The following is a 23,919-nucleotide window of genomic DNA, read 5'->3' as shown; positions in this document are numbered from 1 at the left end:
ACACGACTCCGACCATCGGGATCACCCGGCCCGATCACAGCGGCGCGCCACGCGTCGAACGAGCCACCGTCACCCGCTCAGGGCGTGGCCGGGCCCTCGACGCGTTCGATCTTCGCGCCGAGGGCGCCGAGTTTCTGCTCGATGCGTTCGTAGCCGCGGTCGATGTGGTAGATGCGGTCGAGGACGGTGGTACCATGGGCGGCGAGACCGGCGAGGATCAGGGCGGCCGAAGCACGCAGGTCGGTGGCCATGACGGGAGCGCCCTTCAACTGCTCGACGCCGCGGACGATCGCGGCGTTGTTCTCGACACGAACGCTCGCGCCCAGACGCTGCAGTTCGGCCACGTGGGTGAAGCGGTCGGGATAGATGGTGTCGGTGATCACGCTGATGCCGTCCATGAGACAGGCCACGGCCATGGTCTGGGCCTGCATGTCGGTCGGGAAGCCGGGGAAGGGCCGGGTGACCGCGTTCAGCGGGCGGTGTGCGCTGCTGCCGTCGACGTCGACGGCGTCGTCGTGGACGGCGAAGCGGGCGCCGGTCATCGAGAGCGCATCGACGGTCGAGGCCACGTGCTCGGGGCGCACGCCCTCCACGCGGATCTTCGAGTGCAGCATCGCGCCGGCAGCGAGGAACGTCCCCACCTCGATGCGATCGGGGATCACGGAGATGTCCAGGGGCTCGAGGTGTTCGACACCGGTCACCTCGAGACGGGTCGTGCCGATGCCGTCGATCTTCGCGCCGGCGGCGACGAGGGCCTGCGCGAGCTGCGTGACCTCGGGCTCGCGCGCGGCGTTGTCGAGCACGGTGCGGCCCTCGGCCAGCACCGCGGCCATCAACACGTTCGCGGTGGCGCCCACGCTGCTGATCTCGAAGGAGATGTCGGCACCGCGCAGGCGGTCGGCCTTCGCGTGGATGTAGCCACCCTCGAGGTCGATGGTCGCGCCGAGGGCCTCCATGCCCCTGAGATGCAGGTTCACCGGGCGCGGGCCCCACGCGCAGCCGCCGGGCAACGAGACCTTGGCCTCGCCGTGGCGCGCCAGCGTCGGACCGAGCACGTAGATCGACGCGCGCATCGTCTTGACCAGGTCGTAGGGCGCGTCGATTCCGCGGGCGTCGGTGGTGTCGACGACCAGCTCGTGGTCCTCGAAGCGTACCGTCGCGCCCATGGTCTCGAGCACGCGGGCCATGGTGCGTGAATCCCTCAACTGCGGGACGTTGTGGATGCGGCTCACTCCCTGCGTGAGCAGGGTCGCGGCCATGAGTGGCAGGACGGCGTTCTTGGCCCCACCGACACGCACGGTGCCGGAAAGCGTACAGGGGCCTTCGATGTGGAAGCGGTCCACGGTGGGCTCCGGGGTTGGGCACCGAGGCGGGTGGGACGGGTTCGTTTCTAGGCGATCGGGCCGGTGACGTCCAGAGGGGAGCCGATCGTGGCGCGCCCAGCGCGCGCCGACCGCCCACCGATCCCGGACCGGCGGTCGACGGGCTCAGGCGAGCCGACCCACCGTCACCCGGTCCCGTTCGGCGAGATCCGACACGACCTCCACATCACCGAAACCGGACTGCGACACCAGCGCGACCACCGCTGCGCCCTGCTCGTCGCCGTGCTCCAGTGCGATCCAGCCTCCGGGACGCACCGCACGCGCAGCCAGGGGGACGAGACGTCGCAGGAAGTCGAGGCCGCCGGGACCGCCGTCGAGGGCCTCGGGCGGATCGTGGTCACGCACCTCGGGCTGGAGCGACTCCACCACGGGCCCGGGCACGTAGGGCGGATTCGACACGAGAAGATCGCACGAGGGCAGGCCCGGCTCCAGGGCGTCGCCTTCGCGGAGTTCGACCCGCGAGCGCAGGCCGAGCCGCTCGGCATTGACACCCGTCAACTCGATCGCTCTCGGATTCACGTCGAAGCCGATCAACGACGCCCCGGCGAAATGCATCATCAGCGACAGCCCGACACACCCCGTCCCCACTCCGACCTCGACGATCGTGGGCGACTCGGGCAGGTCCAGACCGCGGCAGACCTCGATCAACACCTCGGTCTCCGGACGCGGGATGAAGACTCCCGGGCGCACCAGGAACTCGTGCTCGAGGATTTCGACGTGGCCGATCAACAGCTGCAGTGGCTCGCGTCGGCCACGCCGCTTCACGAGTTCCCGATAACGGTTCAGCTCGTCGGGCACGATCGGGCGGTCGGAGTCCAGGTACAGTTGCAGACGTGTGCAACCGAGCACGTGGGCCAGGAGCAGCTCGGCGTCGAGGCGGGCAGAGTCGATGCCCTTGTCGGTGAAGAACTCCGCCGTGACCCGGATCAACGGCATGGGAGTCCACAGGGGCTCCGAGCCCGCCATGGTCATTCGGCCTGCATCAGCTGCTCGCGTTGCCGCTCGGCGAGGGCATCGAGCAGGGCGTCGAGGTCGCCATCGAGCAGGTCGCCCAGGTTGTGGGCCGTGTAGCCGATGCGGTGGTCGGTGATGCGGCTCTGCGGGAAGTTGTAGGTGCGGATCTTCTCGCTCCGGTCGCCGGTACCGACCTGCGATCGACGCTCGGCCGACTCGGCCTCCATCTGCTCGCGCTTGGCCTGTTCGTACAGGCGCGAGCGCAGCACCCGCAGGGCCTTCGCCCGGTTCTTGTGCTGGGACTTCTCGTCCTGGATCGCCACGACGAGCCCGGTGGGCACGTGTGTGATCCGCACCGCGCTGTCGGTCGTGTTCACGCTCTGCCCGCCCGGCCCGCTGGAGCGGTAGACATCGATCCGGAGGTCGTTCTCGTCGATCTCGACCTCGACGGCCTCGGCTTCGGGCAGGACGGCCACGGTGCACGTGGAGGTGTGGATCCGACCCTGCGACTCGGTGGCCGGCACGCGCTGCACGCGGTGGACACCGCTCTCGTGACGGAGACGGCCGTAGGCCCCGTCGCCCTTGAGCGAGAAGATGGCCTCCTTGAAGCCCCCACTGGCCGACTCGCTCATCTCCATGAGCTCCATCTTCCAGTGGTGGCGCTCGGCGAAGCGTTGGTACATGCGCGCGATGTCGGAGGCGAACAAGGCCGCCTCGTCACCGCCGGCGCCGGCCCGGATCTCGACGATCGCGTCGCGCGAGTCGTCGGGATCGCGCGGCAGGAGCAGTTCCTGGAGCTTCGATTCCATGGAGGGAATCGATACCTCGAGCTCCTCGATCTCTGCCTCGGCCAGTTCGGCCATCTCGGCATCGTCACCGCTCGCGAGCTCACGGACGCTCTCGAGTTCGTCGAGAGCCTCGAGGTACGGCCGCGCCAGCGCAGCGATCTCGCGCAGGTGTTTGTACTCGACGTTGACCTCGCGGAAACGCTTCTGGTCGTGCACCAGCTCCGGATCGCCGAGCAACTGCTCGACCTCGGCCAGCCGGCTCAGCTTCTGTTCGAGGATCTCACGCACGGTGGTCCTTCGGTCCATGGGCCGAGGGGCAACGACGGCGCGACCGCCGGTCGACGCCCGACGGTCGGGATCGCGGCGGCCTCTGCCCCCGGGAGGGCCTAGCCCTTCTTTTCCTTCTTGTACGACGCACCCTTGTAGCGCTGACGGAAGCGCTCCACGCGACCGGCGGTGTCCACGATCTTCTGCTGACCCGTGTAGAAGGGGTGGCAGTTCGAGCAGACCTCGACGTGGATCGCGGGACCTGCGGTGCTGCGCGTCTCGATCTCGTGGCCGCACAGGCACGTGATCTTGGTGTCCACGTACTCGGGGTGGATTCCCTGCTTCATCTCGACCGCCCTGGGATTGGTGAGGCCGTGTGATCCGGAGGGCCGGACTGCCCTCGCTTCCAGACGACCCGGCAGCGGTGCGCCCCGAAGGCGCGACTGGAGAGGGTACCACGGAAGGTGCCCGTCCGCCACGCGACGGCGGCCGAGTCGCCTCGGACCGGCGCCCGCCTTGCGCATCGGCTCGAATTACTATTGTTTGAACAACACATGTTCACACACCCATAATACCGGAAAGGCCGACCATGAGCACCGACGTCCGGATCCACGAGCTGCTCGAATACGTCCAGGCGGGCCGCATTCTCGAGGCCATGCACGAGTTCTACGACGACGAGGTCGTCATGGAGGAGCCCGCCTACGGCGCCACCGTGGGTCTCGCCGCGAACCTGGAGCGGGAGCAGGCCTTCGTGGACTCGGTGAAGGAATTCCGGGGCTTCGAGGCGAAGAACGTCTGCACCGGCGAGAGCTGCGCCGCCTACGAGAACGTCATGGACTGGGTCGACGTGAACGGCAAGGAGATCCACGTCGAGCAGGTCGCGGTGCAGGAGTGGAAGAACGGGAAGATCGTCCGGGAGCGCTTCTACTACCCGGCCGGCTAGTCCGGAATCCGGCGTACGCCGACTGCATCCACGGACCCGTGGAGGCACGAAGCGACCTGGTATGGGAGCTCACACTCCCGCGCTGGAGTGGCTTCCGTTGACCCCACCCCCTTTTCCGGAGACCGACATGACCAACGGAAAGCGCTTCCTGTCCTTCTTCCTGATCACGGCGTTCGTGGTCGCGGCCGGGCCAGCGGCGGCGCAGACGGCGGACGTCCTCGTCATCCACAACTCGCCGGATCCGGCGGCCGAGGTGGTCGACGTCTATCTCGACGGCGCGATCGCCGTCCCGGGATTCGCCTTCCGGACAGCCGGTGTGGTCGAGTTGCCGGCCGGACAGGAGATCGAGATCGGCATCGCGCCCGGTCCCGGCTCCGAAGTCGCCGACATCATCGGGACCTTCCCGTTCACGCTGACCGCGGGCGAGAGCTACGTGGTCATGGCCACCGGCGTGCTCGACGGCTCGCTGCCGTCGAACCCCGATGGCATCGACACGGGCTTCACACTGATTCCCTTCGAGGGGTGGCGTACCACGGCGAACGCCGGCGAGGTGGGGCTGTTGCTGCACCACGGTGCGCCGGACGCCCCGGCGGTCGACGTGCTCGCACGGGACGTCGGCCCCCTCTTCGAGGGTGTGAGCTTCGAGCAGTTCAGTCCGGACTACGTGGACGTCCCGGCCGACAGCTACATCGTGGATGTGACGGTGGCCGGCGATCCGGCCGCCGTGGCCGGTAGCTTCACCGCCGACCTGTCGACGCTCGGTGGCGGAGCTGCCGTGGTCTTCGCCAGTGGGTTCCTCGGCGCGTCCCCGGCGTTCGGGGTCTTCGCGGCCCTGCCCGACGGGACGGTCCTCCAGCTGCCGCCGACCGACATCGTCGACACCGAAGCGTCGAGTTTCGGTGGACTGAAGGCCGGCTACGGTAACTGATCGTTCCACGGAAGACGTACGGTGGAGACGAGCGAGGCCGTGGGTGCGAACCCACGGCCTCGTGTCGTTCCGGTCGGAATCCGGCGACGGTCAGGCGTTCATCGACTCGAGGAACTGCGTGTTCGACTCGGTCTTGGCCAGCTTGTCGAGCATGAACTCCATGGCCTCCTGCGGCGACCGGTCGTTCAGGAACTTCCGCAGGATCCAGATCTTGTTGAGTTCCTTCTCGTCGGTCAGCAGCTCTTCCTTGCGCGTGCCCGACTTGAAGATCTCCATGGACGGGAACACGCGCTTGTCGCTCAGTTTGCGGTCGAGCACCAACTCCATGTTCCCCGTGCCCTTGAACTCCTCGAAGATCACCTCGTCCATGCGACTGCCGGTCTCGATCAGCGCGGTGGCGATGATCGTGAGCGAACCGCCCTCCTCGACGTTGCGCGCCGCCCCGAAGAAGCGCTTGGGACGCTGCAGGGCGTTGGCGTCCACACCACCCGACAGGATCTTGCCCGAGTGCGGCACCACCGTGTTGTGGGCCCGCGCGAGACGGGTGATCGAGTCGAGCAGGATGACCACGTCGCGGCCGTGCTCGACCAGGCGCTTGGCCTTCTTGATGACCATGCTGGCCACCTGCACGTGACGCTCGGCCGGTTCGTCGAAGGTCGAGCTCACGACTTCGCCCTTCACCGTCCGCTGCATGTCGGTAACCTCCTCGGGCCGCTCGTCGATGAGCAGCACGATCAGGGTCACCTCGGGATGGTGCTTGGCGATGGCGTTGGCCAGCTTCTGCAGCAGGACCGTCTTCCCCGTGCGTGGCGGCGCCACGATCAGGCCACGCTGTCCCTTGCCGATCGGACACATCAGGTCGATCACGCGCATCGACAGGTCGTCGGCGATCATGTTGCCGTGCAGCTGCGCGAGTTCGGGGACGTCCTCGTCGACCACGCCCTCGGGGCTCGGTTGGCTCAGGTACAACCGCTCCTCGGGGTAGAGTGGGGTCAGATTGTCGAACAGCGGCATCTGCTTGCTGACGTCGGGGTTCTCGTAGTTGACCGCCTCGACCTTCAGCAGGGCGAAGTAGCGCTCGCCGTCCTTGGGCGGACGCACCTGGCCGCTGATCGTGTCGCCGGTGCGCAGATCGAACTTCTTGATCTGGCTGGGCGACAGGTAGATGTCGTCGGGACCGGGCAGGTAGTTGTAGTCGGGGCTGCGAAGAAATCCGTAGCCCTCGGCCAGCACCTGCAGGACGCCCTCGGCGAAGATCAGCCCGTCGCGCTCGGCCTGGGCCTCGAGCAGACGGAAGATCAGCTCCTGCTTGCGCAGGTGGGCGACCCCTTCGAGTTCGTACTCCTCGGCGATCTCGAGCAGTTCGCTGATGGTCTTCTGTTTCAGCGACGCGAGGTTCAGGCTCTCGGGCCGCGGCCCGGACTCGGCCCGGCCGGACTCGTCGCCCTTCCCCCCGACGGCAGAGCTGTCCTCTTCGCCCTCGACCGCGGTGGTCGGGGACGCGAGACCCTCGTCGTCCTGGGCCTTGTCGACGGGCACGGCGTCGCGCGGCGCCGAGGACGTCTGCGACGCTCTGCGGGTCCGCGAACTGCGCTTCTTCTTGCGAGTGGGCTTTTCGATGGCTGGGGGCGGGCCGATCCGGCCGGAGCCGGATCACCCGCGGGAAAGAGACTGGACCTGAGCCGGCGGCTCAGCTGGTTCCGTCACGCAGGGCGACGAAGCGCTCGCGAGCCGCCTGGGACTCTTCGACGCGCCCGGCCTGGTTGAGCGCCAGGTAGTAGATCTGCCAGGCCTCGATGTTGTTCGGGTCGTAGCCACCGTCCTGCACGACGGGCTCGATCGCAGCGACGGCCTGCTCGTATTCCTCGAGTTCGTAGTGGGCACGCGCCTTGGCCCGAGCCAGACGCGAACGCCGTTCGTTCGTGTCGGCGAACTGACGGGTCCGCTCGACCATGCGCAGAACGTTCTCGTAGGATTCCCCGCGCACGTAACCGTTCATGGCGAAGTAGCCCATCTCGAAACGCAGGTCGTCGTCGCGCTCGGGGTCGTCGAGTGCGGCTTCGAAGGCCCGCTCGTACAGCCGGGCGCTCGGGACGTACTCACCCTCGGCCTGGCGCGCACGCGCCACCTGCTGCAGGAGCTCGATGTTGTTCGGGTCGTCGGCGAGCATCCCCTCGTACAGAGCGGTGGCCTCGCTCTCACGACCCAGCCCACGCAGGATCCGCGCCTTCGCGTTCACCAGCTCGGCCTTCTTCTCGGCCGATGCCTCCCATTCGGAATCGACCTCCAGCTGGTCGAGGTCCGCGAGGATGGCCAGCAGCCGCTCCGGGTCGGGATCGGTGCCGCCCTCGTCCACCACCTGGTTGTAGCGTAGCTGGTTGCGCAGTAGAGCCGCCTCGAAGCCCGAAGCGCCGCGCGGGTCGGCGAGATAGGCGATATCGAACCAGGTGATCGCCTCGTCGATGCGGCCACTGTTCATCCGCTGCACGGCACCGTTGAACATACGCGCGTAGGCCGACTGGATCGCGGTCTCCACCACACGCCGTTCCTCTTCGGTCTCGGCGTCGGGATCGAAGCGGTATTCCTCGGGCTCCAGCTCGGCCGCCTTCATGTAGCTGTCGTGGGCGAGCTTCATCTTGATGCGCGCCGAGTCGATCTCGCCGTTGGCCAGGTGTTCGTTCTCGACGCGGTAGACGAGCGTGTTCGCCAATTCGTAGAACGCGATCGCCTCGGTGCCGCGACTGCGGTCGATGGCGCGCTTGAACATCTCTTCGGCCTTGGCGTAGTCACCCTGCTGCTCGCGATAGATCAGACCCGAGCTGACCCAGGCCGACTTGCAGCCGACCAGAACGGTCGTGGTCAGCACCAGGGCCCAGGCCACCAGGTGGACGGTCCTGCGCATCGTAAGAAACTCCTTGTGTCCGTACTTCGGGCGGACGCTCATGCGGACGTCTCCGGCGAACGATTCGAGCGAACGGGTGGTGGGGACGCCGTTGCAACGGACGCGTTCGGGTCGCCCCGCCGCTACGGCTCGTCGGTCGACACGTGGAGGGCTCGGCGGGAAGGTCCCGCGGAAACCGGACCACGGCGTCGATCGATCGAAATCCCGTCCGAGGGCGAGAAGGCCGCGGGGACGGGGGTCGCGACGGCGTTGGGCTGGAGCGGGAAGTGCAGATTCGGCACGGCGGCCAGTTCGGAGGCCGGACACGATTTCCGGAGGCCATCGTGCCGGTTTCGGTGCTTAAACGTATAGCCTTCGTGCCGGCACGTGTCAACCGCTGGCCCCACCGCCACTTCCGTGATCCGGGCATCAGAGCAGGTTCAGAGCAGGTGCAGTGGGTCGACGTCGAGGGCCAGGTCGACCGCGCGCCCCCCCGCCACCTCTTCCCGCGTACGGGCCAGGCGGTCGAGAACCCACGCCTTCCGTTCGGCCCCCAGGCGCCCCTTCAGGAGCATCTGTCCGCGGTGGCGTCGGTTGATCCGCGGCAACACGGCCCGGGCCGGACCCAGGACCTGCACCTCGTCGGTGGGCAGTCCTGCGCGAAGGAGTTGCGCCAGGTGCTCCAGGACCCGGTCGAGACGCGCCTCGTCGGGCGCGGTGGCCGTCACCGCCGCGAGGCGTCGATGGGGCGGGTACCCGAGCGCGCGGCGTTCCTCCCACTCCTCGGCCAGGAAACCGTCGACGTCGTGTTCCCGGACGCGCCGGAGCACCCGGTGTTCCGGATCGAAGGTCTGGACGACCACCAGGCCCGGGTCGCCGCGCCCACTGCGTCCGGCCACCTGGGTCAGGAGCTGGAAGATGCGTTCGTGCGCGCGGAAGTCCGGGAAGTGCAGGCCCTGGTCCGCGTCGACCACCCCGACCACCGTCACCCGGGGGAAGTGCAGCCCCTTCGCCACCATCTGCGTCCCCACGAGGATGTCGGCCTCGCCACGGCCGAAGCGATCGAGGATCTTCCGGTGCGAGTCGCGGCCGCTGGTGCTGTCCTGGTCCAGACGGAGGATCCGCGCCTCGCCGAAGCGGGCCTCGAGCGCCAACTCGACCCTCTGCGTGCCGGCACCGCGCGGGTCGAGGACCTCGGCCCCGCACGCGTCGCAGGTCTCCGGGCGCCGGCGCGAGTAGCCGCAGTAGTGGCAGCGCAGGCGGTCGCCCTGCAGGTGGAGGGTCAGGCTGATGTCGCAGCGGGGGCACTCGACCACGTCGCCGCACGAGAAGCACTGGACGTAGCGAGCGAAACCGCGCCGGTTGTGGAAGACGATGGCCTGCTCGCCACGCCCCAGGGCTGCTTCGATCGCGCCGGCCAGCTCACGGCCCAGCGGTTCGCGCGCGTCACGGCGATCCCTACGACGGTCGACGATCCGCACCTCGGGCATGCCTCCGACCGCACCGACGCGATCGTCGAGGCGGAGGCGCACGTGTTTGCCCTCGCGGGCGTTGTGTTCGGTCTCGAGGCTGGGGGTGGCCGAACCCAGGATCACCGGAACCGATTCCTCCGAACCCCGCAACAGGGCGACGTCGCGTCCGTGGAAACGGGGGCGATCGTCGGCCTTGTAGCTGGACTCGTGTTCCTCGTCGACGACGATCAGTCCGAGGTCGCGCACCGGGGCGAACACGGCACTGCGCGGACCGACCACCACGCGGACCTCACCGCGCGCGGCGGCTTCCCAGACGGCGCAGCGCTCACCGTGCGAGAGCCGGCTGTGGTACGGAGCGACCTCCCCCGGGAAGCGCCTCCGCAGTCGTCGCAGCGTCTGCGGCGTGAGCGCGATCTCGGGCAGCAGCAGCAACGCGCCGCGGCCCCGCTCGAGGGCCCGGGCGATCAGACGCAGGTAGACCTCGGTCTTGCCGCTGCCGGTCACTCCCTGCAGGAGGAAGCTCTCGAAGCGTCCGGTGTCCACGGCGGGCGCCACCCGCTCCACGCAGTCCCGTTGGGGCGCCGTGAGTTCCGGCCCGGTGTCGGCCGTGGCGTCGGGTTCGGGATCGAAGGGCGAGCGCCGGCCCTTCGTGCCGGGGCGCGGCGGCAGGGTCGGGCGCAGGGCCTCTCCCTCGGTGCATGCGTAGTACCGCGCCACGTCCCGGGCGAGGCGGCGCACCGGCTCCGGAACCGTGTAGACGGGGTCGAGGACCTCGAGCACGTCCCGCACGCGGGGCACCTCGGCGGAGTCGGACACCCCGACCACCACGCCCACGAGCTTGCGCGGCCCGAAGGGCACACGCACGGCCGAGCCCTCGGCGACACGCTGTCCGGGGGCGACGCGATAGGTGAAGGTCTTGGGAACGGGAAGGTCGAGCGCGACCTCGACGAAGCGCGGTTCGCTCGCCGGGTCCACGCCGGCCGGTTCCGGGGCGGACGCGTCCATGGCCGGCAGTATAGGCCCTCGCGCGCCCGGCGTCGCGCCGCCGGCTCAGTCCACGGTCGGCATCTGCAACAGGGAGCGCACGTCCTCGAGCAGACGGGTCGGACTGAAGGGCTTGGTCACGTACAGGTCCGCACCGGCCTCCCGGCCCTTCTCCCGGTCGGAATCACGATCCTTGGCCGTGAGCAGGATCACCGGGACGTCCTTGGTCTCGTCCTTGGCCTTGAGCGCCCGGCAGACCTCGAAGCCATCGATCTTCGGCATCATGACGTCCAGGATCACGAGGTCCGGTGGGTTCTCGATCGCCTGCCGCAGCGCTTCCTCGCCGTTGGCCGCGGTGATCACCCGCAGCCCCTCGGTGGCCAGGGTGAAATCCAGGATGTTGACGATGTACATCTCGTCGTCGACGACCAGGATGCTCTTGCTCATGATCCACCGTTCCGGGTCGGCGACCCTGTCTCGACCGCTGCCGTCGGCAGCTGCAGTTCGATCTCGGCCGGCGACTCCGCGGTCACCGGCGCCAGGACTTCTCGGATACGGGACGCGTTCTCGTCGACCACCTCGAGGAAGACCGGCGTCACCCGCGGGCAGTAGGCCTGCCCGACGCCCTCCTCGACGAGTCCGATCGCCGGCCCCAGCGGCACCGCACTGCGGAACGGCCGGTCCTGCAGCAGAGCGCTCAGCACGTCGACCAGACGCACGATGCGTGCCCCCACGGGAATCGCCTCGCCGCGAAGGCCATCGGGGTACCCGCTGCCGTCGACGTTCTCGTGGTGGTGCAGGATGAGCTTCCGCACCTGCGGCGAGGGCTCGAGGTCGGCCACGAGCTCCGCGCCGAGCCGGACGTGCTCCTCGATCCGTTGCCGCTCGTCGCGGCTCAGCGGCGTGACCTTGCGCAGGATCCGTCCGCTGATCTCGTTCAGGCCCACGTCGTAGGTGCGCAACGCGTAGGCCAACGATCGGAGCTGCTCTTCGTCCAGCCCCAGCCGTCGACCGGTGGTCACACCGACCTTCGCGAACAGCTCGCGGATCGCGGACTGACGCTCGCGGCCCACGTCGAGCATGGCCCGCACCCCGCTCTCGACCGCCGCCAGTCGCTGGAATCCGGCCCGGAACCGCTCGAAGCGATCCAGCGCCACGACCAGACGCTCGGCCAGGGCCTCGAGCAGCAGACGATCGTCGTCGTCGAAGGCCGACCCGTCGTGCTTCACGTTGACGTTCAGGACTCCGACCGTCCGCCCCTGCCAGAGCAGAGGGACACTCAGGAGACTGCGCCGCTCGTAGTTCACGTCGTCGCGCAGACCGGAGAACCGCACGTCCTCGTCGAGATCCGGCGCCAGAACCGATTCTCCGCGTTCCCAGACCTGACCCGCGACGCCCTCGCCCGGCCCCACCATGGTGTTCTGCACCACGTCCTCGTCGAGCCCGACCGCCGCCTCGATCCTCAACACCGAGTAGAGTTCGTCGACGAGCATCACCGATGCGACCCGGGTCCGCGTGAGTTCGCTCACCAGATGGGTCGCCAGCCCGAGGAAGGACTCCCACTGCATGCGTTCGGCCGGATCGGCAGCCGGATCGTCGGCCACCTGTCGCACCACGAGCCCACGCAGCGGCAACTGCACGACGATCCGCACACCCCCCTCCGCGCCCTCCTCGATCCGAATGCGGCCGTGGTGCCAGCCGACCACGTCGTGGCACAGGGCGAGCCCGAGCCCCTGACCACCGACGGAGCGCGTGGCCGAGCCGTCGACCTGGTAGAAGCGCTCGAACACCCGGTGCCGCTCGGGTTCGGGGATGCCGATCCCGGTGTCCTCGACCGTCACGACGGCCGACCCTCCGTCCTCGTGCAGTTCCACGCGCACCCGTCCACCCTCGGGTGTGAACTTGCGCGCGTTGTCGAGCAGGTGGTACAGGACCTGGCGTAGACCATCGGCGTCGCCCTGGACGTACACGGGGCTCTCGGGTCCGTAGACACGCAGGTCGAGACCGGCGCCCACCAGGTCGTCGTGCTGGTCGGAGGCCACGGTTCGGGCGAGATCGCGCAGATCGATGCGATCGTGCACCACACGCCGCGCCCTGCCCTCGAGGTGGGCGACGTCCAGCAGGTCGTCGAAGATCTGGTCGAGGCGCGCGGCCTCGTGCTCGATCACACCCACGAACTCACGCCGTGTGGCGGCGTCCATGTCGTCGATCCCGCGGGCGAGGGTCTCGGCGTAGGCCTTGACCGAGGTCAACGGGGTGCGCAGTTCGTGGCTCACGTTGGCCACGAAGTTGTCGCGCAGACCGTGCGCCTCGCGCAGTCGTTCGCTCACGATCGCGTACTCGAGTTCTCGCCGTTCCAGCATGGATCGCAGACGCGCCGACGCCAGCCCCGACGCAGCGGCCGCCACCAGCATTCGGATCTGCGCCGCCACGCGGACATCGGGATCGCTGCGCGTACTCGCACGGAGATAGCCCAGGGTTTCCTCGCGCTCGTCGTGGAAGGGAACCACCAGGACACCGTCCCCGGCCACCGAATCCACCATCCCGACGTGGTCGGACCAATGCGGATCATCGGCGGGGACGAAGAAGCAGCGTCCCACGACCGACGCGCCCCGGGTGAGTTCCTCGAAGTCCTCGACCGGAACGTCGAAGGTGCTCACCCGCGCCACGTCCTCGGGGTCGAGCCCGGCGAAGGCTCGCGCCTCGAAGATGCGGGCCCTCGTGTTGCGCACGCGGACGACCACACCGGCCAGCCCGAAGTGCTCGTGCACGTCGCGGGCGAGACCGTTCAGGACCGCCCCCTGCTCGGTGGCGGTGGTCAGCCCGAGCATCGTGTCGGCCAGGGTGGCCTCGTCCACGGGGCGGAGCCGAGGCTCTCCGTCGGTGCCAGCGAGGTACGTGTTTCGGGACCACACACCGCGCGCCCTCGACACCAGACCCACCACGACGACGGCCCCGATCACCACGAGCCCGAGCGTGTCGTAGAAACCGGCGAGGTGGACGAAGGACACGACGGTCTTCCCCGTTCGTCGGGCGCGTCAGCGGCCGGAGGAGTCGCCCGCGGTCAGACGCTGCATGACGTCTTCGACCACGCGGGCGATCTGGAAGGGCTTCTTGATGAACAGATCGGCGCCGGCGTCCAGCGCTGCCTGTTGAGCGACCGGTGCCGCCTTGGCACTGATGGCGATGATCGTCACCCCACGGTGAAGATGGTTCTGTCGCAGCAGACGGATCGTCTCGAGCCCGTCGAGCTTGGGCATCATGATGTCCATGAGCACGGCATCGGGCTCGAAACGCGCGATCTTGTTCATGCAGTCGATCCCGTCGCTCGCCACCTCGACCGAGCACCCCTCGTTCTGCAGGGCGAACGACAGGATGCGGGCCAACGGTTGTTCGTCGTCGACTACGAGGATGCGAGGTGCAGCCATGTCTGGTCTTCCTTCAGACGCATGTACTCGCGTCGGGAGAGTTCGGCGTTCTCGGCCAGCACGTCGAGGAAGGTCTGCACGACCTCGGCGTCGAACTGCGTGCCGGCGTTGTCGATCAGTTCCGCGGCGGCTTCCGCCGGACTCCGAGCTCCACGCCACGCGCGGTCGCTGGTCATGGCGTCGTAGGCGTCGACGATCGCGAGGATCCGCGCCGGCAGCGGGATGTGTTCACCGGTCAGACCCGAGGGGTATCCGGTGCCATCGACGCGTTCGTGGTGGTAGCGGACGATCTCGTCGAGATCGTCGGCCGACAGGAAGGGCTCGAGCAGGTCGACCCCCTGCCCCGGATGGCTCTCGACGATCTCGCGCTCCTGCTCGGTGAGCGGACCGGCCTTGCGGACGATCGTCGAGTCGATGGCCGTCATGCCCACGTCGTGGATCAGGCAGGCGTACTGCAGGGCCAGGATCTGACGGCGGGTCAGGCCCAACCGCCGGCCCAGGTCCATGGCCAGGCGCGCCGCCCGCCGTGACGTTCCCACACCCTCGTGCTGGAGCCGCAGCAGGGCTTCGAGCGCATCGACGGTACGCTCGAGCTCGTCGCGCACGTCCTCGTAGCGCAGCGCCCGCCCCAGGGCGTGCACGACCTTGTCGGTCAGGGTGACCAGCAACGACAGATCGTCGGGGTAGAAGGACTCGCCGCTCACCTTGTTGTTGCAATTGACGACCCCGACGACCTCGCCGTCGAGCTTCAGCGGCACGCTGATCAGCGACTTGGTTTCGTACTGCGGGTGATTGTCCCGGCCCACCGGGACCGCTTCCCGTTGCTCTTCGATGTCCTCGATCAGCAACGGCCGTCCGGTGGCGGCCACCCGACCCGCGATCCCCTGTCCGATCGGCACGCGCGCCGACTTCACGACCTCTTCCTCGAGACCGTAGGACACCTGGATGCTCAGCTCGCTCCGGTCGTGCGACAACAGCATGACCGACACGATCTTACAGCTCATGTAGTCGGCGAGCATGCGGACCAGCAGCCGCATGAGGTGCTGGAACTCGGCGCGGCGGGTGACGTCGCCGAGGACCGTGGTGCGTTCCTCGTTCACGCACTGCTGCTTCGGCAGCCGGAACCGGAACGACGCACCCTCGCCGGGCCTCGATTCGACTTCGATCCGCCCGCCGTGCATCTCGACGATGTTGCTGACGATGGTCAGCCCCAGGCCGCTGCCCTCGGAGTTGTCCTGCTGCTCGCGCCGCACGCGGTAGAACTGTTTGAAGATGTGCGGGATCTCGTGGTCGGGGATCCCTGGGCCCTCGTCCTGCACGCGGACGACGATCGAGGTGGCTTCCTCGCGCGCGCTCACCGTGATCGTGCTGTCCTCGGGACTGAACTTCGCGGCGTTGCCGATCAGGTTCAGGAAGACCTGCTTCATCAGGTCGGCGTCGATCTCCACCGCCGCCATGTCGGCCTCGGCCTGCACGTCGACACGCTGGTCCTTGCGCTCGAGCTGGGGGAGCAACGTCGTGATCGAATCGTCGATCAGGTCCACCAGGGAGATCGCGGTCCGCTGCAGGGTGCGGTTGCCGAACTCGATCTGCGAGAAGTCGAGGATCCGGTTCACCATGCGCAGCAGACGGTCGTTCTCCTGCCGGATCACCGACAGGAACTCGCGCCGCTCGGGAAAGTCGACGTTCTCGACGTTCATGAGCAGGGCGTCGGTGTAGGCACCGATCGCCGTCAGCGGCGTCTTGAGCTCGTGACTGGCGATGCTGACGAAATCGCTCTGCAGTTTGTTCGCCCGACTCAGGGCCTCGTTCTCGTTGTGCAGCTCGGTGAGTTCGCCGCGCATCTGCGACAGGCGCGACTCGGCCACCAGCAACGGCCGCAGCTGGGCGGCGATGTTCAGCAGGTGCAGGACGAGTCCGCTGCGATCCTCGATCGGGTGCCGCAGACCGGCCACCAGCATCACCACCGGCCGTCCGTTCTGTCCGACCGCCGTCGCCAGGTAGCTGTCCGCGTCGTCGAAGTGCGGGAACAGACCGTCACGCCGCAGGACCTCGAAGGGACCTTCGAACAGGTCCCCAGGCTCGGCACCGTTCAGACTCTCGAACAGACCGCTGCGTTCGGCCTCGAACTCGCTCCACGTGGGAATGACCTGACGCCGGGTGGTACTGACCACGCGCTGGCGGGTCAGTCCCAGGTGCCAGGCGCTGCCGGGTTCACCGCCGACCGTGTCGCTGCCCGCCGGGAGCACCACCGCGGCACCGAAGGCCACGTTGTCGTGCAGGGTCAGTCCTTGCACCGCCTCCTCGAGCAGGTCCTCTGGCCCCACCGCCTGGACGTCGTCGAGGGCGAGCTCGCGAAGGTTGCTGGCGTGGAACCCGTCGAAGCGGAAGCGACCTTCGCGCATCTGGTCCTGGAACCCGAAGAAGTTCGGGCGGAAGCGATGGATCGAGTAGGCCAGGCCCATGAGCGTGACGGCCAGGACTCCGAGCAGGGACAGCGAGACCTTCGGGTCGAGCAGGAGCTCCTCGGTGCTCGGAGGATAGGCGCTGAAGTGCGGGATCGTGCCGGCTCGATCCATGCCCCAGATCGCAGCCAGACCCAGCACCGAGCCGAGCGCGACGCCGTAGCTGGCCCGCGCCCGCCCCACCGCGACCGTGCTGAGCACCACCGGGAAGGCCAGGAAGAACAGGAAGGGACTCGCGATACCGCCGGTGAAGGTGATCACCAACAGGTTCGTGACCACGTCCGCCACGATCCAGCTCCACACGAGCAGCTTGGCCCCCTCGGCCCCGCGTTCGTGCAGGAGGTGCCGCCGACCCGCGTACCAGAAGCCCCAGTTCCACAGGAGTCCCAGCCCGAACACCGCGGCCACCGGCCCGAGGTCGAATTGCAGACCGGCGACCTCGTGCGCGAACACGACGATCACCGCGCAGATCGCCAGCTCGACCCAGCGCACGCTGCGGACGAGGAAGCGGAAGTTGCGGTAGCTACGGACCAGGCTCGTCATGGACCTCGGCGCTCCTGGCCCGGCGGATCAGGCCGGGCCCTCGGCGAGGGGCGGTTCTACGGATTCGGAATCGGCGGATTGGCGCCGTTCCTTGACCACGACGTTGCCCTTCAGGGACTTTCCGAAGGCCTTCAGCTCGGCCGCGGCATCGCCCACGCGGGCCCAGTGCTCGAACTCTCCGCCTGCGTCGAGCACCAGGGCGATGGTCACGGTCGGATAGGGCACCCTCTGCAGACCACCCTGCCGCGTCCGGACCTCCAGGTGACCGCGCGACAGGTCCACGGGCTCGAGCATCTGCGTGAACTCCTCGCCGAATCGGTCGGCGATGCGTTGTCCGAGGACCTCACCCGTGTCGTGGGCGGTCATCACACAGAAGTCGTCGCCCCCGATGTGTCCGATGAAATCGGTGGGCGTACCGACCTCGGCGGAGCAGTGGCGCAGGAGGTCGGCGGTGAACCGGATCACCCGGTCGCCCTGCTGGTAGCCGTAGCAGTCGTTGAAGGCCTTGAAGTTGTCGAGGTCGACGTACATGAACGCGAAGGGCTCGCGTCCCTGGATCAGCTCCTGCAACTGCTGCTCGATCGCCTGGTTGCCCGGCAGCCCCGTGAGCGGGTTCGCCTGCCGTTGGGTCTGGCTCCAGGTCAGCACGTTCTGGACGCGGGCGATGAGTTCCTTGTTGTCGTAGGGCTTCGTCAGGTAGTCGTTCGCGCCGCCCTGCAGCCCCCGCACCTTGTCGGTGACCTCGCCCTTGGCCGTGACCATGATCACCGGGATCTGGGCCGTGGCGAAGTCGGCCCGTAGGCGATCGCAGACCTCGAAGCCGTCCATGCGGGGCATCATGAGGTCCAGCAGGACGAGATCGGGCATTTCGGATCGCGCCATCTCGAGGGCCTCGGCCCCGTCACGCGCGGTGAGAGCCTGGTATCCCTGCTGTTCGAGCAGAAAGGTCAGGATCCGGCGGATGTGGGGCTCGTCGTCGACGATGAGGATGCGTTCTTTCACCCGGAGCCTCGATGTGCCGCGCAGAATGGGAAATCCCCGCCCGCGAGAGTGAACGGCCGACAGGACGGACGCACCGGGCGGCGAAGCCACTCAACTGGTTGTCGTGCAACGCCTTGGCACCACGAACCGACCGGAACGGGCAGCGAAGTCGAGGCCTCGGACCCCCTCGGAGGTTCGGCGCGGGCGGCGTCGTCCGGAGCAGCAGCAGGGAACGCGCCAGGATCGCCGTGGACGTTCAGTCCCAGGAGCGGACGATGCCCCGCGCGAAGGCGCGCAGGTCGAGAGGGTCGCCGCCGCGCTCGAGGAGCCGCAGACGACCCGTCCACGCGACCATGGCCGCGTTGTCGGTGCAGTAGGGCAGCGGCGGTGGGGTGAAGGCGAGCCCCCGTGCGCGGGCCAGATCGGCGAAGCGCGCGCGCAGGGGGCCATTGGCGGCGACCCCTCCGGCCAGGCAGAGTCCGGCGGGCGGGACCTCGAGCAGGTCCAGAGCCCGCTCGGTCTTCGACACCAACACGTCGACCACGGCGGCCTGGAGCCCGTGGGCCAGATCGGCGAGTCCCTGTGCGCCGAGAGCCGGGCCGAGCGACTCGAGATGGAGCCGAACGGCGGTCTTGAGCCCGCTGAAGGAGAAGTCCAGATCGGTCCGACCCGGCAGGGCGCGCGGCAGTTCGACACGACCGGGCCGCCCCTCGGCGGCCAGGCGCTGGATCTCGGGTCCCCCCGGATAGCCCAGCCCCATCAGCTTGGCCGCCTTGTCGAGGGTCTCGCCGGCGGCGTCGTCGCGCGTGGCGCCGAGCCGACGATAGCGCCCCGGCGCCTCGACCCACACGAGCTCGGTGTGTCCACCGCTCACGACGAGGACGAGCGCGGGCAGGGGCATGGGCGCGTCGATGCCGTTGGCCAGCATGTGCGCTTCGATGTGGTGAACGCCGGCGAAGGGCACCTCGAGCGCCCAGGCCAGGGCCTTGGCCGCGGTCAGCCCGGTGAGCACGGCGCCGATCAGGCCGGGTCCGGCGGTGGCGGCCACGGCCTCGACGTGGCGCAGGGTCCATCCGGCCTCGGTGAGGGCGGCGTCGACCACCGGCAGCACGTTGCGCACGTGCGCCCGTGATGCCAGTTCGGGGACCACGCCGCCGAAGTGGTCGTGCAGGGAGATCTGGCTGCTCACGAGATTCGAGCGCACCCCTCCGTCGTCGACGCAGGCGACACTGGTGTCGTCGCAACTCGTCTCGAGCCCCAGGACCTTCACCGCGTCCGCCCTCAGGGCACGCGCCGCAGCTCGAGCGCGCGGACCGCGGGTGCGAGTTCGTCGAGGACGTCACGGGCCATCACGCCGGACGTTCCACAGCGCGCGGCCGCCCGTGCCCCGGCGTCGCCGTGGACGAAGGCCGCGGCGCAGGCGGCCTCGAACGGGCCGAGTCCGGCCGCGAGCAGCGCGGCCACCGCCCCGGCGAGGACGTCCCCGGTCCCCGCCGACGCCAGTTCCGGGCCTCCGGAGCCGATCACCGCCAGTCGGCCGTCGGGGTGGGCGACGAAGCTCGGCGCCCCCTTGTGCAGGACGGTCGCCCGCAGACGGCGGGCGGCCTCACGGACCCAGCGACGGCGGTCGCTCTCGATGTCGGCAGCGGGAACGTCGATCAATCGCGCGAGCTCTCCACTGTGCGGAGTGATGACGGTGTCCGGACCGAACTCGTGCGGACGATTCGTGCGGCTCGACGCGTTCAGACCGTCGGCGTCGACGACCATGGGCAGGTCGACCTCGGAGATCAGTTCCATGAGCAGGGTCGCCGTCTCATGGTCGGGCCCCGCGCCCGGGCCGATCAGCGCCGCGCGGTGTCGGGCGGACCGCTCCACCAGACCGGGCAGGAGAGAGTCGGCCAGCCCCCCCTGATCGGTCTCTGCCGCGGGATGCACCAGGGTCTCGACGCACTGCGTGTCGACCGCCGACGCGACCGACCGCGGGACCGTGGCCTCGACCAGTCCCGCCCCGGTGCGGTAGGCGGCGTTGCAGCCCAGGACCATCGCGCCGGACATGCCCACCGATCCGCCCACGGCGAAGACCGATCCCGCACGGTACTTGTGGGCGTCCATCGCGCGCCGAGGCCACCAGCCGGCAACCAGTTCGGCGTCGACGTGGTGTGCCGCGTCCGTCGCGGCGTCGAGCTGGGCCTCGACGGTCTCGCGGTCGAAGCCCAGATCCACGAGGTGCAGCGTGCCGCAGTGGCGACGGCCCGGCTTCAGCACCATGCCCCACTTCATGAGCCCGAAGCTCACGGAGGTGTCGGCGACCGGGCAGTTCGGATCGACCTCGCCGCTGTCGCCGTCCAGGCCGCTCGGGCCGTCCAGTGCGAACACGCGGCGGCCGAGCGCGCCGAGACGGCCGACCAGCGAGGCGTAGGGCGCACGCAGCGGCAGGCGGAGCCCCGTGCCGAACACGGCGTCGACGACCACGTCCCCCGGGAATCGCTCGTGCAGGGTATCGAGCCACGCCGCCGGATCGTCTCCGAGCAGCTCGACACGCACCCCGGCCGCGCGGGCATCGGCGAGGGCGCGACCGGCATCGCCGTCGAGGTCGTCGTCGACCAGCGCGACCACCACACGGTCGAAGGCCAGGTGCAGTTCGCGCGCGACGACCAGGCCGTCGCCGCCGTTGTTGCCCTTGCCGCAGACGACAAGGGTCGTTCCCCGGCGCGGCCGCGGATCCACGCGCAGGATCGTGGCCGCCGAACGCCCTGCGCGCTCCATGAGTTCGTAGCCGGGAGTCCCGGTCTCGATCGTGACCGCGTCCACGCGGCGCACGGTCGCGGTGTCGGTCACGTACACGCTCGCATCCTTTCGCCCCCGAGGTCCCGGGGCGGTTCGGTCGACCCGAGCCTCGATCCACGTCTGCGGTTACAGTCTAGGCATGACGACTCCACCGGACAGAGCCGATCTCTTCTCGTTGCGGTCCCCCGGTCAGATCCTGGCCATCGGCATGGGGGCCGTCGCCTCGTCCTACCTGGTGGCGATGATCGTGACCGTCGCCTTCGACGAGGCCCCGATCCACGTGGTGAGCATCGGGGCGAATCTCGCCGGGATGATCGCTCTTCCCCTGCTCTACCTCGGTCGTCAGGGCGTCGGAGTGGGCGAGACCCTGCGCGTGGCCCCCCTTCCCCCGCCGCAGATCCTGTGGCTGGTCGGCATCACGATCGCCATCGTGCCCGCGGTGCTGGCCCTGGCCACGTGGAACCAGCAGCTCGTCCCGCCGCCTCCCGAGTACCTGGACGCGGTGGAGCGCTCGATCCCGACCAACGGCGGACAGTGGGTGCTGGCGATCCTCTCGGTGGTGGTGATCGGGCCGCTCGCCGAGGAGATCGTCTTCCGGGGCATGGTGCAGCAGGCCGCTCGCACGGCCACCGGGCGCACCGCCGCGATCGTGTTCACGGGCGCCGTCTTCGCGATCTGGCACGGACAGCAGTGGAACCTGGCCAGCCTGTTGCTGGTGGGCCTGTTCCTCGGACTGGTGTTCGAGGCCACGGGCTCGCTGCTCGCGCCGCTGATCCTGCACGCCGCCTACAACCTGACGATCCTGCTGATCTATGCGCACGGGACCACGTTGCCGGACCTGCCGACCGACGTCGCCGCATTCGGGGCCGTCTGCGCACTCGCCGTGGGCTGGGCCGCCTACGGCCGGCTCCGGTGCGTGCGAGCCTGGAACGATCCGCCGCCCGACGACGACTGACTCGCGTCCGATCAGCGGAGTTGGGGTGACCGTCCCAGGCTGACCTCACCGTTGTCGATCCGGATGTTGAAGCCGCACTCGGGGTTGTTGCAGACCCAGGCCTTGAAATGGATCGGCGCGCCGTCGCGTCCGTAGTCGCTGAGGGGTAGCAGGACACCCGTCTTGCACTTCAGGCAGTCCGGAAACCCGTTCTCGATCTGACTCACCATCGACGATCCGGACGTGCCCCCCGGAGTCCGGATCGCTCACCTCCTCCCGACGAGACCGCCCACGGGCGTGGGCAGCGTGGGGCCCGACGAGTATCCGGAGCCCCTGTTCGGCGTGTCAAGCGAACTCGACGCCGGAGAGGGTCAGGTCTTCTGCGGTTTCTTCTTGGCCGCGGGGAACAGGATGTTGTTCAGGATCAACCGATAGCCCGGACTGTCGGGGTGCAGATCGAGGTCGGTGGGTGGATCGCCGACCTGATGCGTGTAGTCCTCGGGGTCGTGACCGCCGTAGAAGGTGAAGGTCCCGCGCCCGAGGTTGCCGTGCAGGTAGCGGATCTCGTCGGTCCCCTCGACCTCGGCCAGTACCGTCACGTGCTCCTTGAGCACACGCCGCTGGAACCCGGTGGTCTGACCCAGGAAACCGTTGATCACGTTGCGGTGATTCTGCGTGAGCATGGTCGGGACGGGGTCGTGCTTCGCGCTGAACTCGAACAGCGTGAAGTAGTCGGCCTCGGCCCCGCGCATCGACGCGTAGTTGCTCGTGTCGATGTCGCTGTACTCGTAGACGGCCGGATCGGTCTGGAGTCGGAAGTTCTCGAACGCCAGGCTGTTGTCGTAGTTCAGGCGCCGCTCGGAGAATCCGGCCTCGATCGGACTCCCGTCGAACACCGACGGGGCGAAGTCCACGCCCAGACCGGCCAGCGCGATGTCGATGGTGTCGGTGGCCGAGCACATGGCGAACATGAAGCCGCCCCCCGACACGTACTCCTTGATCCTCAGCGCGACCGCACCCTTGAGTTCGCGCACGGTGGTGAAGCCCAGCGATCCGGCCAGGTCTTCCATGAACTGCTGCTGCTCCTGGTACCACTGCGTGCGCCCGAAATTCATGTAGAACTTCCCGTACTGGCCGGTGAAGTCCTCGTGGTGAAGGTGCAGCCAGTCGTATTCCGACAACCCCCCGGCGAGGACGTCGGTGTCGAAGATCGTGTCGAATTCGATCTCGGCGTAGGTCAGCGCCAGCGTGACCGCGTCGTCCCACGGCTGATGATTGGGCGGGGCGTAGATCGCGATCCGCGGCGGGACCTCGAGCAGGACCTCGTCCATGTTCTCGTCGGCCACCGTGCGACGGATCGCGGCCACGTCGGCCGCGCTCACGCGCTCGAGCTCCACGCCCATCAGCCGCGCCTCGACGTCGACGAAGCCGCTCGCCGGCATGAGGAAGGAACCGCCGCGGTAGTTGAGCATCCAGCTGATCGGCTGACCCTTCTTCAGCACCTTGAAGGCGAGTCCGTAGGCCTTCAGGTGGTTCGTCTGCGACTCGTCCATGGGCACGAGCAGCTGCGCGGCGTTCGCGGTCGCCGGAGTTGCGATCGTGAGGACGACGAGGACGGACAACAACAGACGCTTCATGGCAGTTCCTCCTCGTCCGGACCGTCGCCATCACCGCGCAGGGCGCGGACGCGGTCGCGGATCCGGTCCATGAGCACGTAGCCCTCGTGCTCGAGGACCAGGCGTTCGTAGACGGCCAGGGCCTCCTCGGGACGCCCTGCCTCTTCCAGCACCTCGCCCTGCAGGTCGAGAGCCGGGGCGGCATAGCGTGAGATCGCGGCCTCGTCGGCCACGCGCGAAGCCCAGACGATCGCCTCGTCGTGATCACGCCGGTCGCGCGCCAGGCGGGCCAGGTCGAGCCGCGCGCGCTCGCGCACGCCGGCCGGGGGGCCCTCGGCGATCTCGACCAGCGTGTTGACCAGGGCGTCGGGCTGGTGGGTGGCCTTCTGGTAGAGCGCCGCCCCGTACTGCAGCAGCGACGCCTCGTCGGTGTCGCCCGACATCTCGTGTTCGACGAGGACGAGCGCGAGATCCAGGGCGTCGTTGGTGTACCCCGCCCGCGGCGCCTCGGCGGCCACGGCCTTGAGCCGGTCCTGCGCAGTGGCCAACCGACCGCCCATGAAGTC

General features: G+C 68.7%; 20 protein-coding genes. 3 read left to right on the top strand and 17 right to left on the bottom strand.

What is annotated here, in order from left to right:
- Window positions 1–77: 77 nt before the first annotated feature.
- From murA to rpmE, 4 genes are all read right to left on the bottom strand, one after another.
- Complete coding sequence (gene murA / locus VKA86_18310) at window positions 78–1,343, bottom strand: UDP-N-acetylglucosamine 1-carboxyvinyltransferase (protein HKK73162.1); 1,266 nt, start codon at window positions 1,341–1,343, stop codon at window positions 78–80.
- A gap of 144 nt (window positions 1,344–1,487) precedes the next feature.
- Window positions 1,488–2,318, bottom strand: a complete 831-nt coding sequence (prmC, locus tag VKA86_18305) for a peptide chain release factor N(5)-glutamine methyltransferase (protein HKK73161.1) — start codon at window positions 2,316–2,318, stop codon at window positions 1,488–1,490.
- Window positions 2,319–2,350: 32 nt separating this feature from the next.
- Window positions 2,351–3,412, bottom strand: coding sequence for a peptide chain release factor 1 (prfA, locus tag VKA86_18300; GenBank protein HKK73160.1), 1,062 nt, complete (start codon window positions 3,410–3,412; stop codon window positions 2,351–2,353).
- Between the two features lie 98 nt (window positions 3,413–3,510).
- A complete protein-coding gene (gene rpmE, locus VKA86_18295) occupies window positions 3,511–3,738 on the bottom strand; it encodes a 50S ribosomal protein L31 (protein HKK73159.1) in 228 nt (75 codons plus the stop codon).
- Window positions 3,739–3,980: 242 nt separating this feature from the next.
- On the opposite strand from rpmE, the gene VKA86_18290 reads away from it, so the two are divergent.
- Window positions 3,981–4,334 carry a nuclear transport factor 2 family protein gene (locus VKA86_18290; protein HKK73158.1) on the top strand — a complete coding sequence of 118 codons (354 nt, stop codon included), beginning with the start codon at window positions 3,981–3,983 and terminating at the stop codon, window positions 4,332–4,334.
- Between the two features lie 127 nt (window positions 4,335–4,461).
- Window positions 4,462–5,262, top strand: a complete 801-nt coding sequence (locus VKA86_18285; GenBank protein HKK73157.1) for a DUF4397 domain-containing protein — start codon at window positions 4,462–4,464, stop codon at window positions 5,260–5,262.
- A 90-nt stretch (window positions 5,263–5,352) separates the two neighbouring features.
- Here the strand turns inward: VKA86_18285 and rho are convergent, their stop codons facing one another.
- The 10 genes from rho to VKA86_18235 form a co-directional block, all read right to left on the bottom strand.
- Window positions 5,353–6,663 (bottom strand): transcription termination factor Rho, encoded by a 1,311-nt coding sequence (gene rho, locus VKA86_18280; GenBank protein HKK73156.1) that lies wholly within the window; start codon window positions 6,661–6,663, stop codon window positions 5,353–5,355.
- A 289-nt stretch (window positions 6,664–6,952) separates the two neighbouring features.
- A complete protein-coding gene (locus tag VKA86_18275) occupies window positions 6,953–8,164 on the bottom strand; it encodes a hypothetical protein (GenBank protein ID HKK73155.1) in 1,212 nt (403 codons plus the stop codon).
- Between the two features lie 419 nt (window positions 8,165–8,583).
- Window positions 8,584–10,590, bottom strand: a complete 2,007-nt coding sequence (gene priA, locus VKA86_18270; protein ID HKK73154.1) for a primosomal protein N' — start codon at window positions 10,588–10,590, stop codon at window positions 8,584–8,586.
- A gap of 75 nt (window positions 10,591–10,665) precedes the next feature.
- Entirely contained in the window at window positions 10,666–11,046 is a 381-nt protein-coding gene (locus VKA86_18265) for a response regulator (protein ID HKK73153.1), read from the bottom strand.
- Window positions 11,043–13,610, bottom strand: a complete 2,568-nt coding sequence (locus tag VKA86_18260; protein ID HKK73152.1) for an ATP-binding protein — start codon at window positions 13,608–13,610, stop codon at window positions 11,043–11,045. Before VKA86_18260 ends, VKA86_18265 begins: the two co-directional genes overlap by 4 nt.
- Window positions 13,611–13,637: 27 nt before the next feature.
- Window positions 13,638–14,027 carry a response regulator gene (locus VKA86_18255; protein ID HKK73151.1) on the bottom strand — a complete coding sequence of 130 codons (390 nt, stop codon included), beginning with the start codon at window positions 14,025–14,027 and terminating at the stop codon, window positions 13,638–13,640.
- Window positions 14,003–17,035, bottom strand: coding sequence for an HD domain-containing phosphohydrolase (locus tag VKA86_18250; protein HKK73150.1), 3,033 nt, complete (start codon window positions 17,033–17,035; stop codon window positions 14,003–14,005). The genes VKA86_18255 and VKA86_18250 overlap by 25 nt, the downstream gene beginning before the upstream one ends.
- A gap of 27 nt (window positions 17,036–17,062) precedes the next feature.
- The gene (locus tag VKA86_18245; GenBank protein HKK73149.1) at window positions 17,063–18,037 is read right to left on the bottom strand and encodes a response regulator; all 975 of its coding nucleotides are present in this window, start codon (window positions 18,035–18,037) and stop codon (window positions 17,063–17,065) included.
- Window positions 18,038–18,272: 235 nt separating this feature from the next.
- Complete coding sequence (gene tsaD / locus VKA86_18240; GenBank protein HKK73148.1) at window positions 18,273–19,286, bottom strand: tRNA (adenosine(37)-N6)-threonylcarbamoyltransferase complex transferase subunit TsaD; 1,014 nt, start codon at window positions 19,284–19,286, stop codon at window positions 18,273–18,275.
- Window positions 19,287–19,297: 11 nt separating this feature from the next.
- Window positions 19,298–20,854 (bottom strand): NAD(P)H-hydrate dehydratase, encoded by a 1,557-nt coding sequence (locus VKA86_18235; protein HKK73147.1) that lies wholly within the window; start codon window positions 20,852–20,854, stop codon window positions 19,298–19,300.
- A gap of 88 nt (window positions 20,855–20,942) precedes the next feature.
- Here VKA86_18235 and VKA86_18230 point away from each other — a divergent pair, with 88 nt between their 5' ends.
- Window positions 20,943–21,758, top strand: a complete 816-nt coding sequence (locus VKA86_18230; protein HKK73146.1) for a type II CAAX endopeptidase family protein — start codon at window positions 20,943–20,945, stop codon at window positions 21,756–21,758.
- 11 nt (window positions 21,759–21,769) lie between these two features.
- On the opposite strand, the gene VKA86_18225 is transcribed toward VKA86_18230, so the two are convergent.
- From VKA86_18225 to VKA86_18215, 3 genes are all read right to left on the bottom strand, one after another.
- Window positions 21,770–21,967, bottom strand: coding sequence for a hypothetical protein (locus tag VKA86_18225; GenBank protein ID HKK73145.1), 198 nt, complete (start codon window positions 21,965–21,967; stop codon window positions 21,770–21,772).
- 141 nt (window positions 21,968–22,108) lie between these two features.
- Window positions 22,109–23,374, bottom strand: a complete 1,266-nt coding sequence (locus tag VKA86_18220) for an asparagine synthetase B (GenBank protein ID HKK73144.1) — start codon at window positions 23,372–23,374, stop codon at window positions 22,109–22,111.
- Window positions 23,371–23,919, bottom strand: a 549-nt coding sequence (locus tag VKA86_18215; protein HKK73143.1) for a hypothetical protein, incomplete at its 5' end; no start/stop codon positions are given. The genes VKA86_18215 and VKA86_18220, both read right to left, overlap by 4 nt.

This window comes from Candidatus Krumholzibacteriia bacterium (assembly GCA_035268685.1).
Taxonomy (GTDB): Bacteria; Krumholzibacteriota; Krumholzibacteriia; order JAJRXK01; family JAJRXK01; genus JAJRXK01.
This window is presented reverse-complemented; position numbering and strand designations above follow the sequence as displayed.